The following is a 17568-nucleotide window of genomic DNA, read 5'->3' as shown; positions in this document are numbered from 1 at the left end:
CAGTCTGGTCACGAGTACCGCTTACGCGGAACACATGTCCGCTATACGGGCACGACGTTCACACAAGGTCAACACTCCGACACGGCAGGCGGATTCACCGTCGGCGGGCACGCGCCTCGCGGACGGCTGAAACGAGCAGCACCGCTGCGGTCGCCCCGCCCGACCACAGCACCTGAGGGCGGGCGGTCTCGTCGTTCAGCATCAGCACCAGGACCGCCGCCATCGCGGCCAGTGCGGCCCAGGTGAGCCACGGGAACGCCCACATCTTCAGGGTCAGGGTCTCAGGTGCCTCCTGCTCGATGCGCCGGCGCAGCCGCAGCTGGGAGACGGCGATCAGCGCCCAGACGAACAGCAGCACCGCGCCGACCGCGTTCAGCATGTAGAGGAAGACGGTGTCCGGCCACTTCAGATTGAGCAGCACGGACACGAAGCCGAACGCCACCGAGGCGAGTACGGCGCGTCGCGGCACCCCGCCGCCCGAGCCCTTCCCCGAGACCTTCAGCAGGCCCCTCGGGGCCTCTCCGCGCTCGGCGAGCGAGAAGACCATGCGGGAGGCGCCGTACAGATTGGCGTTCAGGGCGGACAGCAGCGCGACGAAGACGACGATCTCCATGATCTGCCCGGCGCTCGGCACCCCGATCGAGTCCAGCACGGTGACGTACGGGCTCAGCCCGGGTTGCTGCGCCGTCCACGGCAGTACGGTCACGATCACCAGCATCGAGCCGACGTAGAAGAAGAGGATGCGCACCACGGCGCTGCGGACGGCTCGGCCCACCGCGCGGGCCGGATCGTCGGTCTCCGCGGCGGCGATGGTGACGACCTCCAGGCCGCCGAAGGCGAAGACCACGGCCAGGACCCCGGAGATCACCCCGGACCAGCCGTGCGGCAGGAAGCCGCCTTCGCCGGTGAGATGAGAGAGGCCGACCGGCTCGGTGTCCGGCAGCACACCGAAGATCGCGAGCGTGCCCAGCAGCAGGAACAGCAGGAGCGCGCCGACCTTGAGCGCGGCGAACCAGAACTCGAACTCGCCGAAGTTCTTCACCGCGGCGAGATTGGTGACGGTGAAGACCACCATGAAGACGAGTACCCAGGCCCATTGCGGGACGGCCGGCGCCCAGCCGTGCGCGATCGACGCGGCAGCCGTGGCCTCGGCGGCCAGCACCACCACGAGCAGGAACCAGTAGAGCCAGCCGACGCTGAACCCGGCCCAGCGGCCCAGTGCCCGTTCCGCGTGCACGGAGAACGAGCCGGACGCCGGCATGGCCGCCGACATCTCGCCGAGCATCCGCATCACGAGCATCGCGAGGGTGCCCGCGATCACGTACGAGAGCACGATGCCCGGACCGGCGACGGCGATACCCGCACCCGACCCGACGAACAGGCCGGCACCGATCACCCCGCCCAGTCCCAGCATCGTCAGATGACGCTGCTTGAGCCCGTGTTCGAGGGGCTCGCTCCGTGCGGTCAGGAGTGTGGGCGACGCGTCGTGCATGGCGTGGAGAACTCTCGGCTCGCTCGGGGGGAGTTATTGGGTCCCTACAGTCTCCCTGAGCACGCCCCACCTACGCAAAACGCTTCCTGAGCCCCGGACCTCAGTGACGAGCATCACGTCATCGCCCGCATGGCTTCGATGCTTTGTCTGAACCCCACCAAGCCGCCAACCGCCGCTTTGTGGGCGGCTGCTGGTGTTCGAGCGATCACCCGTGGGCTACGGTCACCGTGTTCCGAACTGCCCTCACCCCGCGGAGACCCCGATGAGCACTGCTGCCGCCCCCGTCCGATCCGGAGCCGTCCTGGCGGACCTGCTGCCCGCGTCCCGCGTCCGCGACATCGCGCTGGTCGTCGGCGGCGCCGCCCTCACCGGTGTCGCGGCCCAGCTCTCCGTCCCGGTCCCCGGCTCGCCGGTCCCGGTCTCCGGCCAGACCTTCGCGGCGCTCCTCGTGGGCACGGCGCTCGGCGCCCGCCGCGGCTTCCTCTCCCTGGCGCTGTACGCGGTGGTCGGCATGGCCGGAATGCCGTGGTTCGCCGAGGGTGCGTCCGGCTACGCGATGCCGTCCTTCGGCTACATCCTCGGCATGCTGCTCGCCGCCACGGTGGTGGGCGAGCTGGCCCGCCGCGGCGCCGACCGCACGGTGCTGCGCACCGCGGGCTCGATGGTCGCCGGGTCGGCCATCATCTACGCGGTCGGCGTCCCCTACCTGGCGGTGGCCACCGGCATGTCGCTGTCGGAGGCGGTTGCCGCGGGCCTGGTGCCCTTCCTCATCGGCGACGCGCTGAAGGCCGCCCTGGCGATGGGCGCGCTGCCGACGGCCTGGAAGCTGGCCGGCCGACGCGGCTGAACCCCGGAAACGAAACGCCGCAGCCCCGGTCCGCACGAGCGGACCGGGGCTGCGGCGTTTGCGTCAGGTGTCAGTCGGAAGAGACCGAGGCCAGGGCCTTGCGGCCGCGGTTGCGCGCCACACCGATGGACACGACGATCGCCGCCACCAGCACCGACAGCAGCACAACCTCGCGGTTGGCGTCGTCGAAGAGCATGTAGACCAGCACGAAGGAGATCATCGCGGCGGTCGCCCAGGTGAGGTACGGGAACAGCCACATCTTCACGGTCAGCTTCTCCGGCGCCTCGCGCAGGAGGATGCCGCGCATCCGCAGCTGGGTGAAGCAGATCACCAGCCACACGAACAGCGCCACCGCACCGGAGGAGTTGAGCAGGAAGAGGAAGACCGTGTCCTTCCACATGTAGTTGAAGAAGACGGCGACGAAGCCGAAGACGACCGAGCCGAGGATCGCGGCGGTCGGCACGCCCTTGGCGTTGACCTTGGCGAACGCCTTCGGCGCGTCGCCGCGCTCGCCCAGCGAGAAGGCCATGCGGGAGGCGGTGTAGAGGCCGGAGTTGAGGCAGGACAGCACGGCCGTCAGCACGATGACGTTCATGATCTGTCCGGCGGCCGGGATGCCGATCGAGTCCAGGGCGGCGACGTACGAGCCCTTGTCGGTGATCGACTTGTCGTTCCACGGGAGCAGCGTCAGCACGACGAAGATCGAGCCGAGGTAGAAGACGGCGATCCGCCAGATCACGCTGTTGGTGGCCTTGGTGACCGCGCGCCGCGGGTCCTCGGACTCGCCGGCGGCGAGGGTGACGATCTCGCTGCCCATGAAGGAGAAGACCACCAGCAGCACGCCGGTGAGGATGGCGCCCGCGCCGTTGGGCAGGAATCCGCCCGCGTCGGTCAGATGCGCGAAGCCCGCGCCCGGGTTGTCGGAGCCCGGCAGCATGCCGAAGACGGCCAGCATGCCGATGACGACGAAGGCGCCGATGGCGACGACCTTGATGCCGGCGAACCAGAACTCGAACTCGCCGTAGGAGGCGACCGAGACCAGGTTGGTGGCGGTCAGCACGACCATCACGATCAGTGCCCAGCCCCACTGGGGGACCGCCGGCATCCAGCCTTCGAGGATCACCGCGCCGGCCGTGGCCTCCACGGCGAGCACGACCACCCAGAAGAACCAGTACAGCCAGCCGATCGAGAAGCCCGCCCAGCGGCCGAGCGCGCGGTCGGCGTACGCCGAGAAGGAGCCCGAGTTCGGGCTGGCGGCGGCCATCTCGCCCAGCATCCGCATGACGAAGACGACCAGCAGGCCGACGAGCGCGTACGACACGAGGATGGCGGGCCCCGCGGCCGCGATGCCGGAGCTGGAGCCCACGAACAGGCCGGCTCCGATGACACCGCCGATGGCGATCATGGAAAGGTGGCGGTTCTTGAGACCGGCCTTGAGACCGTCGGAGGACGGCGGCTGTCCGGGGTTCTCGGACTGGCCGCCTTCCTTTGTGAGGGTCGTCTGCGACGTCATGGACGGATCCTTATGTCTTGGTGCCGCTCGGGTTACGAACCTGGGAATTGAAACCCAGTACCCCTCGGTACGGAAGAGCAGATTCCGATTCGTTGCACTCATCACTCCGTGCACCACATCTCCGGCGCGGCCCGAGCCTGGCCCCGCGCCGGACTGCGCCTGCCCCGCATGCCACACTCGAACCATGCGCGTGTACCTCGGCTCCGACCATGCCGGCTTCGAACTCAAGAACCACCTCGTCGAGTGGCTCACGGCCCACGGCCACGAGCCCGTGGACTGCGGCCCCCACATCTACGACGCCCAGGACGACTACCCGCCGTTCTGCCTGCGTGCCGCCGAGAGGACGGCCGCGGACAAGGACAGCCTCGGCATCGTGATCGGCGGCTCCGGCAACGGCGAGCAGATCGCCGCGAACAAGGTCAAGGGCGTCCGTGCCGCCCTCGCCTGGAGCGAGCAGACCGCCGCGCTCGGGCGTGAGCACAACAACGCGAACGTCGTCGCCATCGGTGGCCGGATGCACACCCTGGAGGAGTCGACGAAGTTCGTCGAGATCTTCCTCTCCACCCCGTACTCGGGTGAGGAGCGTCACACCCGCCGCATCGAGATGCTCTCGGCGTACGAGACCACCGGCGAGCTCCCCCCGATCCCGGCGCACCACCCGCAGGAGCCGACCGCCTGATGCCCGAAGGGCACACCATCCACCGACTGGCCGCCGACCACTTCGAGAGGTTCGGCGGCCGGTCCGTGCGCGCCACCAGTCCCCAGGGCAAATTCTCCGACTCGGCCGCCCTCGTCGACGGCCAGGTCCTCGAGATGACCGAGGCGCACGGCAAGCACCTCTTCCTGGGCTTCGGGCCGCTCGGCTGGATCCATGTCCACCTGGGCCTGTTCGGCAAGGTGAACTTCGGCGACGCCCCCGCGCCGCCGCCCACCGAAACGGTCCGGCTGCGCCTCGCGAACCCCACGGCGTACGTCGACCTGCGCGGTCCCACCGCGTGCGCTCTGCTCACCGACGGCGAGAAGCAGGCGATACACGACCGCCTCGGCCCCGACCCGCTGCGGCGGGACGATGCCCCCGACCGCGCCTGGACGCGGATCTCCCGTTCGCGCACCACCATCGCGGCGCTGCTGATGGACCAGAAGATCATCGCGGGCGTCGGAAACGTCTACCGCGCGGAGGTCCTGTTCCGCCACGGCATCGACCCGTACCGCGCAGGGAAGGACCTCACCCGGCGCGAATGGGACGCGATCTGGAGAGACCTCGTCGGCCTCATGCGAGAAGGCGTGCGCAACAACCGCATCGACACCGTCCGCCCCGAGCACACCCCCGAGGCGATGGGCCGCCCGCCGCGCGTCGACGACCACGGCGGCGAGGTCTACGTCTACCGTCGGGCGCAGCTGCCCTGCCATGTCTGCGGGGGCGAGATCCGCACCGCCGGTCTCGCCGCCCGCAATCTGTTCTGGTGTCCCTCCTGCCAGCAGGCGTAGCGCCGGTAGCGGCCCAGGGCCTGGCCGGCGGATCAGGGCCAAACACGCCTAGAACCCGTGCGGCAGCCACGGCGCGACATCGGAGCCGAAGGCGACGGCCGCCTCCGCCACCGCGCCCTCCCTGAGCTCCCGCACCAGCCCGGCGCCCGCCAGCGACGACAGCGACACCCCGCCCAGATAGGCGGCGCCCAACTCCCGTACGGACAGGGCCAGATCGGCCGTGTCGTCCGTCCGCTCGCACGACGCGCCCTTCGCGTCCCCGGTCAGCCGCCAACGCCCCGTGTTCCAGGGGCAGAAGCTGTCCTCGACATCGAACACGAGGTCCACCGGAGTCGCGTATCCACGTGCCGCCAGCGCCGCACCCACGTCGACCAGCCGGACGTGCAGCGAGTCCCGTATCCGCACGTTGCACCGCCGGATGTCCGTGACGAGATGCAGCAGCGGGTCGTCGACCGGCCTGTTGCGGGCATGCACGCTCGACGTCAGGTCGATCTCGCACAGGAACCGCCACAGTGCCGCGTACGCCGCGGGATCCAGTGCGTCGATGTGCCGCACAGAGATCGAGCCGTGCGGGCCGGCCGCCGACCACTGCGGCTTGTTGTGGAAGCGGACGTAGCCCACCACCTCGCCGTCCCGTTCGGCGAGCACGCACTGCATCGGGGATCCGCCGTCGCGCTCGCTCTCCGGGTCGAGCAGCGGCAGCCGCTCCCAGCCCGGCGTTCGGGCGAGCATTCCGGGCCGGGTGCCGATCGTGCGCCGGTACACCTCCTCGCAGGCGGCCGCGCTCTCGGCGACCGGCACGAAGCGCAGCCGAACGTCGTCCGCACCCGGGGGCACGGCGACGCGCACCCGGGAGGAGTCGATCTCCACGGACATCTGCCGGGTCGCCGCCCCGTAGCCGAACCGGCCGTAGATGACCGGCTCCGAAGCCGTCAGCACCGCGAGCGGTTCGCCCCAGCTCCGTACGTCGTCGAGCTGACGGCGCATCATCGAGGTGAGGATCCCGCGCCGCCGGTGCGTCGCCGCAACGCTCACCATCGTCACGCCCGCAGCCGGCACCTGTGCACCGCCCGGCACCTGCACGCGAAAGGTGAACGCCCCCGCCGTACCGACACACTCGTCGCCGTCCCAGGCGCCGATGGAACGGTCGCGCTCGGTCAGCGCGTCCCAGAGCTCGCGCTCCTCCGGGGACTCACCGACGCCTCCGAAGGCGAGCTCCAGCCGTCCGAACCAGCGGTCCCACTCGGAGTGCTGCAGCACCCGCAGTTGTGTCGTCATATGCCATCCCTAGCAGCCGGTACCGGCTTGTGGCGACCCGATTTCGAACGCAATGTCGCGGGGTCCCCCTGCACGCGGGGCGGACGGGTGGATAGGGTCCACGACAATGGCCCGCGGCTCTGCAGCAGATTCGTTCACGGCCCGGAAGCGGAAAGCCGTGCACCGGGTCCGCACAGCGCTGCGCCGGTCGGCCGTCGACTACTTCCGCGGCAACGGTTCCGACCGGCTCGCGCTGGCCGGTCTGCTGCTGACGATCCCGGCCATCGCCTGGGGCACGGTCGCGTCCCCCGTGTGGTGCTCCCCGGCCGCGCTGGTGCTGCCGATCGTGGCCGGCGGTCTGCTGCTGCGTCCGGCCAGCCTGCTCGGGCTGTACGCCGCCGCGGCCGGCGCGCTGATCGTGGAGTCCATAGCACTGGGCCCGTACGCCGAAGGCCCGGCCAGGATCACCCCGGGCACGGTGCTGGTCGTCGCGGCGTGCGGTTTCTTCGGGCTGTTGATCGCCCAGTTCCGGGCCAGGGTCGGCGTGCCGTGGCGGCGCGGCGGCACCATGCTCTTCGACCTGCGCGAGCGCATCCGGGTACAGAGCGCGCTGCCGCGGCTGCCGGTCGGCTGGCACCGGGAGATGGCACTGCGTCCGGCCGGCGGCCAGTCGTTCTCGGGCGACTTCGTCGTCGCGGCCCGCACGAACGGCGGCCGCACCCTGGAGGTCGTGCTCACCGACGTCTCCGGCAAGGGCATGGACGCCGCCTCCCGGGCCCTGCTGCTGTCGGGCGCGTTCGGCGGCCTGCTGGGCTCGCTCCCGCCGCACGCCTTCCTGCCCGCGGCCAACGGCTATCTGCTGCGGCAGGACTGGGACGAGGGGTTCGCCACCTCGATCCATCTCGTCCTCGACCTGGACTCCGGCGACTACGAACTGCTGTCGGCAGGCCATCTGCCCGCGCTCCAGCTCCACGCGGGCAGCGGCCTGTGGGAGGAGAAGGCGGCGGAAGGCCCGCTTCTCGGGGTGTACGACGGGGCGCAGTTCGACCCGGTGAAGGGCTCCCTGCGCCCCGGCGATGTGCTGATGCTGTTCACCGACGGCCTGGTGGAGGCGTCGGGCCGGGACATCAGCGAGGGCATCGACCGCCTCACCGGTGAGGCCGACCGCTATGTGGCCTCCGGCTTCGAGGGCGCCGCGTGGCATCTGATCGAGGCGGTCGCCAAGGACGTCAACGACGACCGGGCGTTGCTGCTGTTGTGTCGTCAGTCGTGAGCGCCACGGCGCCCGGCGCCACACCGCCGCCCCCGCCCGCACGTCCGCCCGGAAGGATGCGGGCCGGCCAGTGGGAACGGCCCGCGGCCAGCGGCGCGAGAACGGCGAGGATCAGCACGTAGCTCGCGATGAACGGCGACAGCCGCTCGTCGAGTGCGGCACCGGCCGCCATCGTGGCGAGGATCAGCGCGAATTCGCCCCTGGCGAGCAGGGTGGTGGAGATGTTCGCCGTCTGCCGGGCATCGAACCGGTAGATCCGCGCCGCGGCGATTCCGGCCAGGACGTTCATCAGGATGGTCAGCGCGACGGCGGCGAGCACCGGCCAGACGACCGTCGGCAGATCGCCCGGGTCGATGGAGAGCCCGAACGCGAAGAAGAAGATCGCGCCGAACGCGTCCCGCAGCGGATGGACGAGCTTGCGGATCCGCTCGCCCGAGGCCGTACTGCCGAGCATCAGACCGACCATGAACGCGCCGATGGCGTCGGCGACCCCGAACCATTCCGAGACTCCGGCCACGAAGACGGCCGCGCCGAGGAAGGAGATGACGAGCAGCTCGTCGTCGCGGGTGTTGATCAGGCGGCCCACGAACCTGGTGCCGAACCGGGCGGCGAGCGCCAGGAGGATCAGGAAGGCGAAGGCCTTGCCGCCGTCCAGGACGGCGGCGACGAGAGAGTCGGCGCCGGACAGGATGGGCTGCAGCGCGGCGAGGTAGAGCGCGAGGAAGATGTCCTCGACGACGATGATCCCGAGAATCGGCCGGGTCTCGCCGTTGCCCAGCCGACCGAGGTCGACCAGCACTTTGGTGACGATGGCGGACGAGGAGATGCCGAGCACTCCGGCGAGCACCAGAGCCTCTGACGTGCCCCAGCCGAGGGCGAAGCCGAACGCGAGTCCGGCACCGACGTTCAGCACGAGATACGTGCCGCCGGCGAGAGCCATCTTGCGGCCGCCGGCCTTGAGGTCGTCGAGATGGAACTCCAACCCCAGATAGAACAGCAGCAGAACGAGGCCGAGTGCGGAGAGCATCTCCAGGTCGTGCGGGTCGGAGACGAGGACGATGCCGGGGGTGTGCGGGCCGAGGAGGACCCCGGCAAGGATGAACAACGGGATGGTCGGCAGTCCGATTCGGGCGCCGAGACGGGCGATCACGGCGGCGGCGAGAAATGCGCCGCCCATGGCGATGAGTGTGTCTGCATGTCCGATGAGCTCGTCCTCTCATAGCGATTCGTAGCGATGTAAGTCAAGGAATGGTCAAGAGAGCGTCAGTAGTTAGTTTGCCAAACGACTTTTGGGCAGTCCTGGGCGGTCCGGGAAGGTCGTGATTTCCGTCCGACACGCACCGCCGCGGGTCGTACAGTCGACCCATGTCGCAGCAGAGCCTGACCCTGGCCGAGATCGAGGCCATCGCCCGCGAGGCCCACGCGGGTCAGACCGACAAGGCGGGGCGCCCGTACGCCGAGCACATCGCCGCCGTGGCGGAGGGCGTGCGTCTACGGGGCGGGAGCGACGAACAGATCGCCGCGGGCTGGCTCCACGACACCGTCGAGGACGACGTGCTGAGCCGCGAGTGGCTGGACGGCGCGGCGCTGCCGCAGGCCGTGAAGGACATGGTCCTCGCGCTCAGCAAGGGTGAGGGCGAGGACCTGTCGTCGTACACCCGGCGGATCCTGGCCACGCCCGGCGCGCTGCTGGTGAAGGAGGCAGATCTGGCGCACAACGCCAACCCGGCCCGCCTCGCCGTGCTCGACGAGGCGACGCGGGCCAGGCTGACGGAGAAGTACGCGACGACGCGTCGGCTCCTGGGCCTCGAGGAGAGCTGACGCGGGAGCGCTCAGCGGCGCGGACCGAGCTCCGAGGGGTCCCGTCGGAAGGTCCACGCCATGTCCGGCTCGGTGAGCGGCTTCATCACCCGGCGCACCGGCGGGGTGCACAGCACGGTCACCGCGGCGGCGGCGAACAGGGTGAGCAGGACGAGCCCGACCGGGCTGCCCAGCCAGTCGTTCTCCTCGAAGACCCCGGAGTAGGCGCTTGCCTTGATGACGAGGCCGTGCAGCACGTAGCCGCAGATGGTGCCCGCGCCCAGCGCGGTCATCCAGCTCTGGCGGCCGGGCACCCAGGCGAGGAACGCGACGGTCAGCAGCGCGGCGCAGCCGTAGAAGGCGACGACGACCACGGCGCCCGACCACCACGGCATGCCGAGTTCCTGCACGCTGCTGGCCCGGTAGAACCAGCCGAGGTCCATCCGCGGCGCGATCCAGTAGGTGAACAGTGCCGTACCCGCCAGCAGGGGCAGCGTCAGCAGCCGCACCTCACGCCGCCGCACCAGCTGGAAGTGCTCGGGCTTGAGGCTCAGGCCCAGTACGAAGAACGGCAGGAACTGCAGCACCCTGGCGAGGTTGAGGTCCGCCCCGATGTTCGGGGTGAGCGCCGCCAGGACACCGATGCCCAGCGCGATCGGTACGGGCCACCGGACGATGCGCCACAGGGGGGTGGTCAGGCGCCAGATGAACAGCGCGGCCAGGAACCACGTCAGGTAATAGGGGTCGAGCAGGCTGATCGGCTGGTGGGGATCGTTGGCGTACCGCTCGAAGAGTGAGTAGATCACCTCGAAGACGACGTACGGCAGGGCGATCCCGGTCAGCAACCGGCGCAGCTGGTGGGGCTTGCCCTGGTAGCTGCGCGAGAAGTAGCCGGAGACCAGAATGAACGCCGGCATGTGGAACGTGTAGATGATCATGTACAGCGCACGGGCGGCCCGGGATCCCTCCATCACCGGCTCCCAGGCGTGCGCCACCGCGACCAGCACGATCGCCAGGTACTTCGCGTTGTCGAAGTAGGGGTCCCGGCCCGCGGCCTTCGCGGGTTGCGAGGCCGTTCGCGTGGCGGACTTCCGGTCACCCGGGCCAGGGGCGAGCGCGGTCGCCGCCTGCGTCGTCGGGGCGGCTCCCGTATCCCGTGCCTCGGGGAGCGGAGCCCTCTCGTATCCGTGCGCAGCGTGGAACATTCAAGGCACCTTAGCCGCGCACATTCGATTTCGTAAAACACCCAGGTGATGCGGTCCATTCGAATCTGATACCGCCAACAACCGCACCATATGCCCCAATTAATCCCCCTTAAACGGGGCATACCGGAACGCGGGCCGAGCGGCGTGAATTACCTCACGAACGTCCCTCGAATTTCGTGTGACCAAGATGTGGGGACATGGAAACGATCAAGTCGAATTCCGGCCTGTATTTCACTCCATCGGCCGCCGGGCCCTCCGCCCGGCGCGGTGCCGGGCCCGCCGCGGGCGTGCGGGTGTTGGCGTGATCTTGTCCTGGACGATTCGTCACCCGGCCGCAGGGGCAGGGAGGTTGGTGGCACGATGGTGCGGGCGGGGGTGTGCTGGGTCGTACGCTCCCGGGCCGGCAAGGCGGACCGACCGAGGGTGTGATCAGTTGTGGCCATTTCACTGTCTGTGGTGCTGCTGTTGGCGATCGTCCTCGTGGTGCTGATCCGCGGCGGCTCCATCAAGGCGGGGCCCGCGATAGTCGCGGTGCTCTTCGGGTTCTTCCTCGCGTCGACGGGGATGGCCCCGGCGATCAACAGATTCATGAACTCCCTGGCGGAGACGATCAACCAGATAAATTTCTGAAGCAGAACGACTTCGGGCCTTGCCCGGTGATCTCTCACCGGGCAAGGCCCGAAGTCGTACACAGAGCGGGCGACGGGAATCGAACCCGCGTAGCTAGTTTGGAAGACTAGTGCTCTACCATTGAGCTACGCCCGCATGCACCGCGCCGCAGGTCACGAAGGCCGCGGCACGAAGAGCATCGTAGCGGGTCCGCGCCGCCCGGCGCACACCCCATTCCCGTGCCCCCGAAAACCGGCCGGTCCATGGCCTGCGGGCATGTACCCTACGGTTCGCACCGACGGGGTGTGGCGCAGCTTGGTAGCGCGTCCGCTTTGGGAGCGGAAGGTCGTCGGTTCGAATCCGGCCACCCCGACCAGCAAGATCGCGTTGTGAGGCGCCTCCTGCTTGCCGTTACTATGCAAGCTGCGTGCCCGTGTGTCTGATGTACCGGGCCCGATCCGCTGAATCGCCTATCCGGCGCCAGCAGAACCCCAAGATGTCAGCCACCAAGGAGACCGAACCGTGAAGAGCGCCGTGGAGACCCTGAACCCGACCCGGGTTCGGCTCACTGTCGAGGTGCCCTTCGAGGAGCTCAAGGACAGCCTCGACGCGGCGTACAAAAAGATCAACCAGCAGGTCACGGTCAAGGGCTTCCGTAAGGGCAAGATCCCGGCCCGAGTGATCGACCAGCGGTTCGGCCGTGGTGCGGTGCTGGAGGAGGCTGTCAACGACGCCCTCCCGAAGTTCTACACCGAGGCGGTCAACGAGGCCGAGCTCAACCCGCTCGGCCAGCCCGAGGTCGACATCACGGAGCTGAAGGACGGCGAGACGCTGAACTTCACCGCCGAGGTCGACATCCGCCCGACGATCGAGATCCCGGACTACTCCGGCATCGAGGTCACCGTCGACGCGGTCGAGGTCACCGACGAGGACGTCGAGAAGTCCGTGGAGCAGCTGCGCGAGCGCTTCGCCTCCACCAACCCCGTCGAGCGCCCCGCGGCCGAGGGTGACGTCGTCACCATCGACCTCGAGGCCAAGGTCGACGGCGAGGTCCTGCCCGACGGTGTCGCCAACGGCGTTTCGTACACCATCGGTTCGGGCGAGCTGCTCGACGGCATCGACGAGGCCGTCACCGGCCTGGAGGCCGACGGCGAGGTCACCTTCACCTCGCAGCTGAAGGGCGGCTCCGCCGAGGGCAAGGACGCCGAGGTCACCGTCAAGGTCACCGCCGTCGCCGCCCGCGAGCTCCCCGAGCTGGACGACGACTTCGCCCAGCTGGCGAGCGAGTTCGACACGCTCGACGAGCTGAAGGCGGACAGCCGCAAGCGCCTCGAGAACATGAAGCAGTACGACCAGGCCACCCAGGCCCAGGAGCGCGTCCTCGACGAGCTGCTGAAGCTGGCGGAGGTCCCGATCCCCGAGAAGCTCCTCGAGGACGAGGTCAACACCCGCAAGCACAACCTTGAGCACCACCAGCTCGGCCAGATGGGCCTCGACCTCGCCAAGTACCTGGAGATCCAGGGCAAGACCGAGGAAGAGTTCGATGCCGAGACCAAGGAGCAGGCGGTCAAGGGCATCAAGACCCAGTTCATCCTCGACGAGCTGGTCAACAAGGAGAAGCTGAACGTCAACCAGGAGGAGCTCACCGAGCACCTCATGCGTCGTGCGGCCTCCTCCGGCATGAGCCCCGACCAGTTCGCCCAGGCCGTCGTCGAGGGCAACCAGGTGCCGATGCTCGTCGGCGAGGTCGCCCGCGGCAAGGCACTCGCCGTGGTCGTCGAGTCCGCCAAGGTCACCGACACCAACGGTGAGGTCGTCGACCTCGAGGACGACGAGGACGAGGCCGAGGCCGCCGCCGAGACGGTCGAGGCCGCCGTCGACGGTGACGAGGCCGCGGAGAAGAACGAGGCCTGAGCCTCGCGCACACTCCTGACGGGCTCCGGACGCCGCTGTGCGCCCGGGGCCCGTCGGCGTAGACGGGCAGGGACGGCGGCGCACGCCGCGGCGCGGACGCCGTACCACAGCCCCTCGCGACCTTGCGCTCCGAGCGAACAGTTCGGGAACCGGGATGGCTATGTCCGACCTGCGCGTTAGGGTCCATGAATACGAGGGCAGGGGAGTCCCCGCCTTCAGTACCAAGACGCTGAGACGGTCGAAGCCGTCAGAGACGAGCAGGTGGATACGTGACGAATCTGATGCCTTATGCCGCCGGCGAGCCGTCCCTCGGTGGTGGCCTCGGCGACCAGGTCTACAGCCGGCTGCTCGGCGAGCGCATCATCTTCCTCGGCCAGCAGGTCGACGATGACATCGCCAACAAGATCACCGCGCAGCTGCTGCTCCTTGCCGCCGACCCGGACAAGGACATCTACCTCTACATCAACAGCCCCGGCGGCTCGGTGACGGCCGGCATGGCTGTCTACGACACCATGCAGTACATCCCGAACGACGTGGTGACCATCGGTATGGGCATGGCGGCGTCCATGGGCCAGTTCCTGCTGACCGGCGGCGCGGTCGGCAAGCGCTTCGCGCTGCCGAACACCGACATCCTCATGCACCAGGGTTCGGCCGGCCTCGGCGGTACCGCCTCGGACATCAAGATCCAGGCCGAGTACCTGCTCCGCACGAAGCGGCGCATGGCGGAGATCACCGCCCAGCACTCCGGTCAGACCGTCGAGACGATCATCCGTGACGGCGACCGCGACCGCTGGTTCACCGCGGAGGAGGCCAAGGACTACGGCCTCATCGACGAGATCATCTCCGCCGCATCGGGCGTCCCGGGCGGCGGCGGCACCGGAGCCTGAGCCGTACCGCCCCCACCCGAGCCCGCAGAACGCCACCAGGATGGTGAACACCCATATGAGCAACTTCTCCGCGAGCGGCCTCTACACCGGCCCGCAGGTGGACAACCGTTACGTCGTCCCGCGCTTCGTCGAGCGGACCTCCCAGGGCGTCCGTGAGTACGACCCGTACGCGAAGCTCTTCGAGGAGCGCGTGATCTTCCTCGGCGTGCAGATCGACGACGCCTCCGCCAACGACGTCATGGCACAGCTGCTGTGCCTGGAGTCGATGGACCCGGACCGCGACATCTCGATCTACATCAACAGCCCCGGTGGCTCCTTCACCGCGCTGACCGCCATCTACGACACGATGCAGTTCGTGAAGCCGGACATCCAGACGGTCTGCATGGGCCAGGCGGCGTCCGCCGCGGCCGTGCTGCTCGCCGCCGGTACGCCCGGCAAGCGGATGGCCCTGCCGCACGCCCGGGTGCTGATCCACCAGCCGTCCTCGCAGACCGGCCGTGAGCAGCTCTCGGACCTGGAGATCGCGGCCAACGAGATCCTGCGCATGCGCGTGCAGCTGGAGGAGATGCTGGCCAAGCACTCCACCACGCCGATCGAGAAGGTCCGCGACGACATCGAGCGCGACAAGATCCTGACCGCCGAGGATGCGCTCGCGTACGGCCTCGTCGACCAGATCGTCTCGACCCGTAAGAGCACGGCCGCAGCGGCCGCCTGACGGATCCGGCACCCTTGGCGCGGTACACGACAATGTGAACCGCGCCAAGGGGGGCCCGAACGGGGGGCCAGGCAAGGTACCGTCGGATATGAGGCACCAGGAGCCGGCTGAACCAAGCCGCTCCCAGGCGAAGGGGAAGCACCTCGTGGCACGCATCGGTGATGGCGGCGACCTGCTCAAGTGCTCGTTCTGCGGAAAGAGCCAGAAGCAGGTGAAGAAGCTCATCGCAGGTCCCGGGGTGTACATCTGCGACGAGTGCATCGACCTCTGCAACGAGATCATCGAAGAGGAACTGGCCGAGACCTCCGAGGTCCGCTGGGAGGAACTCCCCAAGCCTCGCGAGATCTACGAGTTCCTGGAGAGCTACGTCGTCGGCCAGGAGCCGGCGAAGAAGGCGCTCTCCGTCGCGGTGTACAACCACTACAAGCGTGTCCAGGCCGGAGAGAACGGCGGCGCGCAGGGCCGGGACGACGCGATCGAGCTCGCCAAGTCCAACATCCTGCTGCTGGGCCCCACGGGCTCCGGCAAGACGCTCCTCGCGCAGACGCTCGCCCGCATGCTGAACGTCCCGTTCGCCATCGCCGACGCGACCGCGCTGACGGAGGCCGGCTATGTCGGCGAGGACGTCGAGAACATCCTCCTGAAGCTCATCCAGGCGGCCGACTACGACGTCAAGAAGGCCGAGACCGGGATCATCTACATCGACGAGATCGACAAGGTCGCCCGTAAGAGCGAAAACCCGTCGATCACCCGCGATGTCTCCGGCGAGGGCGTGCAGCAGGCGCTGTTGAAGATCCTCGAAGGCACGACGGCCTCGGTCCCCCCGCAGGGCGGACGCAAGCACCCGCACCAGGAGTTCATCCAGATCGACACGACGAACGTGCTGTTCATCGTGGGCGGCGCGTTCGCCGGTCTGGAGAAGATCATCGAGTCCCGCGCGGGGGCGAAGGGCATCGGCTTCGGCGCGACGATCCGCTCCAAGCGCGAGATCGAGGCGAGCGACCAGTTCCAGGAGGTCATGCCGGAGGACCTGGTGAAGTTCGGGATGATCCCGGAGTTCATCGGCCGCCTCCCCGTGCTGACCTCGGTGCACAACCTGGACCGTGAGGCGCTGCTCCAGATCCTGGTCGAGCCGCGCAACGCCCTGGTGAAGCAGTACCAGCGGCTGTTCGAACTGGACGGCGTGGAGCTGGACTTCGACCGCCCGGCGCTGGAGGCGATCGCCGACCAGGCGATCCTGCGCGGCACGGGCGCGCGGGGCCTGCGCGCGATCATGGAAGAGGTCCTGATGTCGGTGATGTACGAGGTCCCGTCCCGCAAGGACGTGGCCCGCGTGGTCATCACGGAGGACGTCGTCCACAACAACGTGAACCCGACGCTGGTCCCGCGGATCGTCAAGGACGAGGGCAACGGCCGGCACGAGAAGAGCGCGTAGGCGCGCGCGGCGCGCCTGAACGGTGAAGGGGCGCTCGCCAGTTCTTCAACTGGCGGGCGCCCCTTCGGCGTACCGGTGAGCTGCTACTTCGTGACGCGGACCTCGTTGCGGAGGTCGGCGGCGATGTCCGCGGTGGCGTCGATGGAGAGCCCCTGGGACTTGTCGGTCGCCGCGACAAGGGCCATGGTGCTGTAGTCCGCCCAGATGCAGATGGCCTGGGTCTGCTGCTGCTTGGTCTGTGCGTTCTTGCCCTCGACGTTCTGGCACTTCATGATCGCGCCGTCGAGCCCGTCGGGCTCCACGGACTCGGGCGAACCGACGAACTTGGCATCGTCGTCGGAGCTGTCCTTCTCGGACTCGAGCTTGAGCCCGGCGAACAGGTTGTCCAGGGCCTTCTCCGGGTCGTCGATGGTGCCGTAGGCACCGTTGAAGGAGAGGCCCTTGGCGGCGCCCGCCTGCTTCGCCGCGTTGGGGTCGCTGAAGTCCAGGTCCTTCATGTTGAAGGTCGAGTACAGGCCCGTGACGCTCTTGCCGTCCTTGACTCCCGCCGCGGCGAAGTCCTTGGCCGAGTCCGCGTCGTCCGCGCCCTCCTTGGAGAAGCGCTTGTACTCCTTGAGCACGGTCTCCGGCGCGGTCAGCGTGTGCGGGCCGTCGTCCGCGAGTCCGCTGCCGCCGCCGAAGACGAAGTACGCGCCCACGCCGAGCGCCACCACCGCCGCGACCGCGCCGATGATCAGGCCCGTCTTCTTGCCGCTGCCACCGCTCGCCGGGGGCGGCGGCGGGTACGCGCCGTACTGGGGCTGCTGGGGCTGGCCGTAAGGGGCCTGCTGCTGCTGCGGGTAGCCGTAAGGCTGCTGCGGCGGAACGCCCTGCGGAGCCTGCTGCGGGTACCCGTAACCGGGCTGCGGGGCCTGCTGCGGCTGGCCGTAGGGGCCCGGCTGGCCCTGCGGCTGACCGTAAGGTCCCGGCTGGCCGTACGGTCCGGGCTGCTGCGGCTGCTGCCCGCCGTACGGGCCCGGCTGGTTGTAGCTCATTACTGGGTTCCCCTCCAGATACTTATGTGTTCCGAACATCCTGGCCCAAGAGCCCACCCGTTGGGGCGGCGGGGTGCACACCGTTACCGAAGAATCGCG

Annotated in this window: 16 protein-coding genes and 2 tRNA genes; 11 read left to right on the top strand and 7 right to left on the bottom strand. The window is 68.9% G+C overall.

All coding sequences use genetic code 11. The features are described from left to right. Positions 1-94: 94 nt before the first annotated feature. Positions 95-1492 carry an amino acid permease gene (locus AC067Z_RS05910; protein WP_478788214.1) on the bottom strand — a complete coding sequence of 466 codons (1398 nt, stop codon included), beginning with the start codon at positions 1490-1492 and terminating at the stop codon, positions 95-97. 262 nt (positions 1493-1754) lie between these two features. On the opposite strand from AC067Z_RS05910, the gene AC067Z_RS05905 reads away from it, so the two are divergent. Further along, positions 1755-2339 (top strand): biotin transporter BioY, encoded by a 585-nt coding sequence (locus AC067Z_RS05905; RefSeq protein ID WP_478788213.1) that lies wholly within the window; start codon positions 1755-1757, stop codon positions 2337-2339. Between the two features lie 70 nt (positions 2340-2409). On the opposite strand, the gene AC067Z_RS05900 is transcribed toward AC067Z_RS05905, so the two are convergent. Next, positions 2410-3852, bottom strand: a complete 1443-nt coding sequence (locus tag AC067Z_RS05900; protein ID WP_478788212.1) for an amino acid permease — start codon at positions 3850-3852, stop codon at positions 2410-2412. 184 nt (positions 3853-4036) lie between these two features. On the opposite strand from AC067Z_RS05900, the gene AC067Z_RS05895 reads away from it, so the two are divergent. Then, the gene (locus AC067Z_RS05895) at positions 4037-4531 is read left to right on the top strand and encodes a ribose-5-phosphate isomerase (protein WP_478788211.1); all 495 of its coding nucleotides are present in this window, start codon (positions 4037-4039) and stop codon (positions 4529-4531) included. Continuing rightward, positions 4531-5340 carry an Fpg/Nei family DNA glycosylase gene (locus tag AC067Z_RS05890; protein WP_478788210.1) on the top strand — a complete coding sequence of 270 codons (810 nt, stop codon included), beginning with the start codon at positions 4531-4533 and terminating at the stop codon, positions 5338-5340. The genes AC067Z_RS05895 and AC067Z_RS05890 overlap by 1 nt, the downstream gene beginning before the upstream one ends. Before the next feature lie 48 nt (positions 5341-5388). On the opposite strand, the gene AC067Z_RS05885 is transcribed toward AC067Z_RS05890, so the two are convergent. Further along, positions 5389-6618 carry a GNAT family N-acetyltransferase gene (locus tag AC067Z_RS05885; protein ID WP_478788209.1) on the bottom strand — a complete coding sequence of 410 codons (1230 nt, stop codon included), beginning with the start codon at positions 6616-6618 and terminating at the stop codon, positions 5389-5391. 106 nt (positions 6619-6724) lie between these two features. Here AC067Z_RS05885 and AC067Z_RS05880 point away from each other — a divergent pair, with 106 nt between their 5' ends. Further along, entirely contained in the window at positions 6725-7870 is a 1146-nt protein-coding gene (locus tag AC067Z_RS05880) for a PP2C family protein-serine/threonine phosphatase (RefSeq protein WP_478788208.1), read from the top strand. Here the strand turns inward: AC067Z_RS05880 and AC067Z_RS05875 are convergent. Beyond that, positions 7827-9047 (bottom strand): cation:proton antiporter, encoded by a 1221-nt coding sequence (locus AC067Z_RS05875; RefSeq protein WP_478788207.1) that lies wholly within the window; start codon positions 9045-9047, stop codon positions 7827-7829. The genes AC067Z_RS05880 and AC067Z_RS05875 overlap by 44 nt on opposite strands. Before the next feature lie 188 nt (positions 9048-9235). On the opposite strand from AC067Z_RS05875, the gene AC067Z_RS05870 reads away from it, so the two are divergent. Further along, the gene (locus AC067Z_RS05870; RefSeq protein ID WP_478788206.1) at positions 9236-9691 is read left to right on the top strand and encodes an HD domain-containing protein; all 456 of its coding nucleotides are present in this window, start codon (positions 9236-9238) and stop codon (positions 9689-9691) included. A gap of 11 nt (positions 9692-9702) precedes the next feature. On the opposite strand, the gene AC067Z_RS05865 is transcribed toward AC067Z_RS05870, so the two are convergent. Further along, on the bottom strand, positions 9703-10875 hold the full coding sequence (locus tag AC067Z_RS05865) for an acyltransferase family protein (protein ID WP_478788205.1): 1173 nt from the start codon (positions 10873-10875) through the stop codon (positions 9703-9705). A gap of 435 nt (positions 10876-11310) precedes the next feature. Between AC067Z_RS05865 and AC067Z_RS05860 the strand changes: the two genes are divergently transcribed. Beyond that, positions 11311-11505, top strand: coding sequence for a hypothetical protein (locus AC067Z_RS05860; protein ID WP_478788204.1), 195 nt, complete (start codon positions 11311-11313; stop codon positions 11503-11505). 64 nt (positions 11506-11569) lie between these two features. Here the strand turns inward: AC067Z_RS05860 and AC067Z_RS05855 are convergent. Further along, positions 11570-11640 (bottom strand) — tRNA-Gly (locus tag AC067Z_RS05855). A 143-nt stretch (positions 11641-11783) separates the two neighbouring features. Here AC067Z_RS05855 and AC067Z_RS05850 point away from each other — a divergent pair. From AC067Z_RS05850 to clpX, 5 genes are all read left to right on the top strand, one after another. Next, a tRNA-Pro gene (locus AC067Z_RS05850) sits at positions 11784-11860 on the top strand. 146 nt (positions 11861-12006) lie between these two features. Continuing rightward, positions 12007-13398, top strand: coding sequence for a trigger factor (gene tig / locus AC067Z_RS05845; protein WP_478788203.1), 1392 nt, complete (start codon positions 12007-12009; stop codon positions 13396-13398). A gap of 281 nt (positions 13399-13679) precedes the next feature. After that, positions 13680-14285 (top strand): ATP-dependent Clp protease proteolytic subunit, encoded by a 606-nt coding sequence (locus AC067Z_RS05840; RefSeq protein WP_478788477.1) that lies wholly within the window; start codon positions 13680-13682, stop codon positions 14283-14285. A gap of 40 nt (positions 14286-14325) precedes the next feature. Further along, positions 14326-15000 (top strand): ATP-dependent Clp protease proteolytic subunit, encoded by a 675-nt coding sequence (locus AC067Z_RS05835; protein ID WP_315986072.1) that lies wholly within the window; start codon positions 14326-14328, stop codon positions 14998-15000. Between the two features lie 145 nt (positions 15001-15145). Beyond that, complete coding sequence (gene clpX, locus AC067Z_RS05830; RefSeq protein WP_478788202.1) at positions 15146-16435, top strand: ATP-dependent Clp protease ATP-binding subunit ClpX; 1290 nt, start codon at positions 15146-15148, stop codon at positions 16433-16435. Positions 16436-16518: 83 nt separating this feature from the next. Here clpX and AC067Z_RS05825 read toward each other — a convergent pair whose 3' ends face one another. After that, positions 16519-17469, bottom strand: coding sequence for a hypothetical protein (locus AC067Z_RS05825; protein ID WP_478788201.1), 951 nt, complete (start codon positions 17467-17469; stop codon positions 16519-16521). Positions 17470-17568 lie beyond the last annotated feature (99 nt).

The sequence above is a fragment of the Streptomyces sp. NPDC043812 genome (assembly GCF_056436245.1).
Note: the sequence above shows the minus strand (reverse complement) of the source record. Positions and strands in the feature narration are given on the sequence as shown.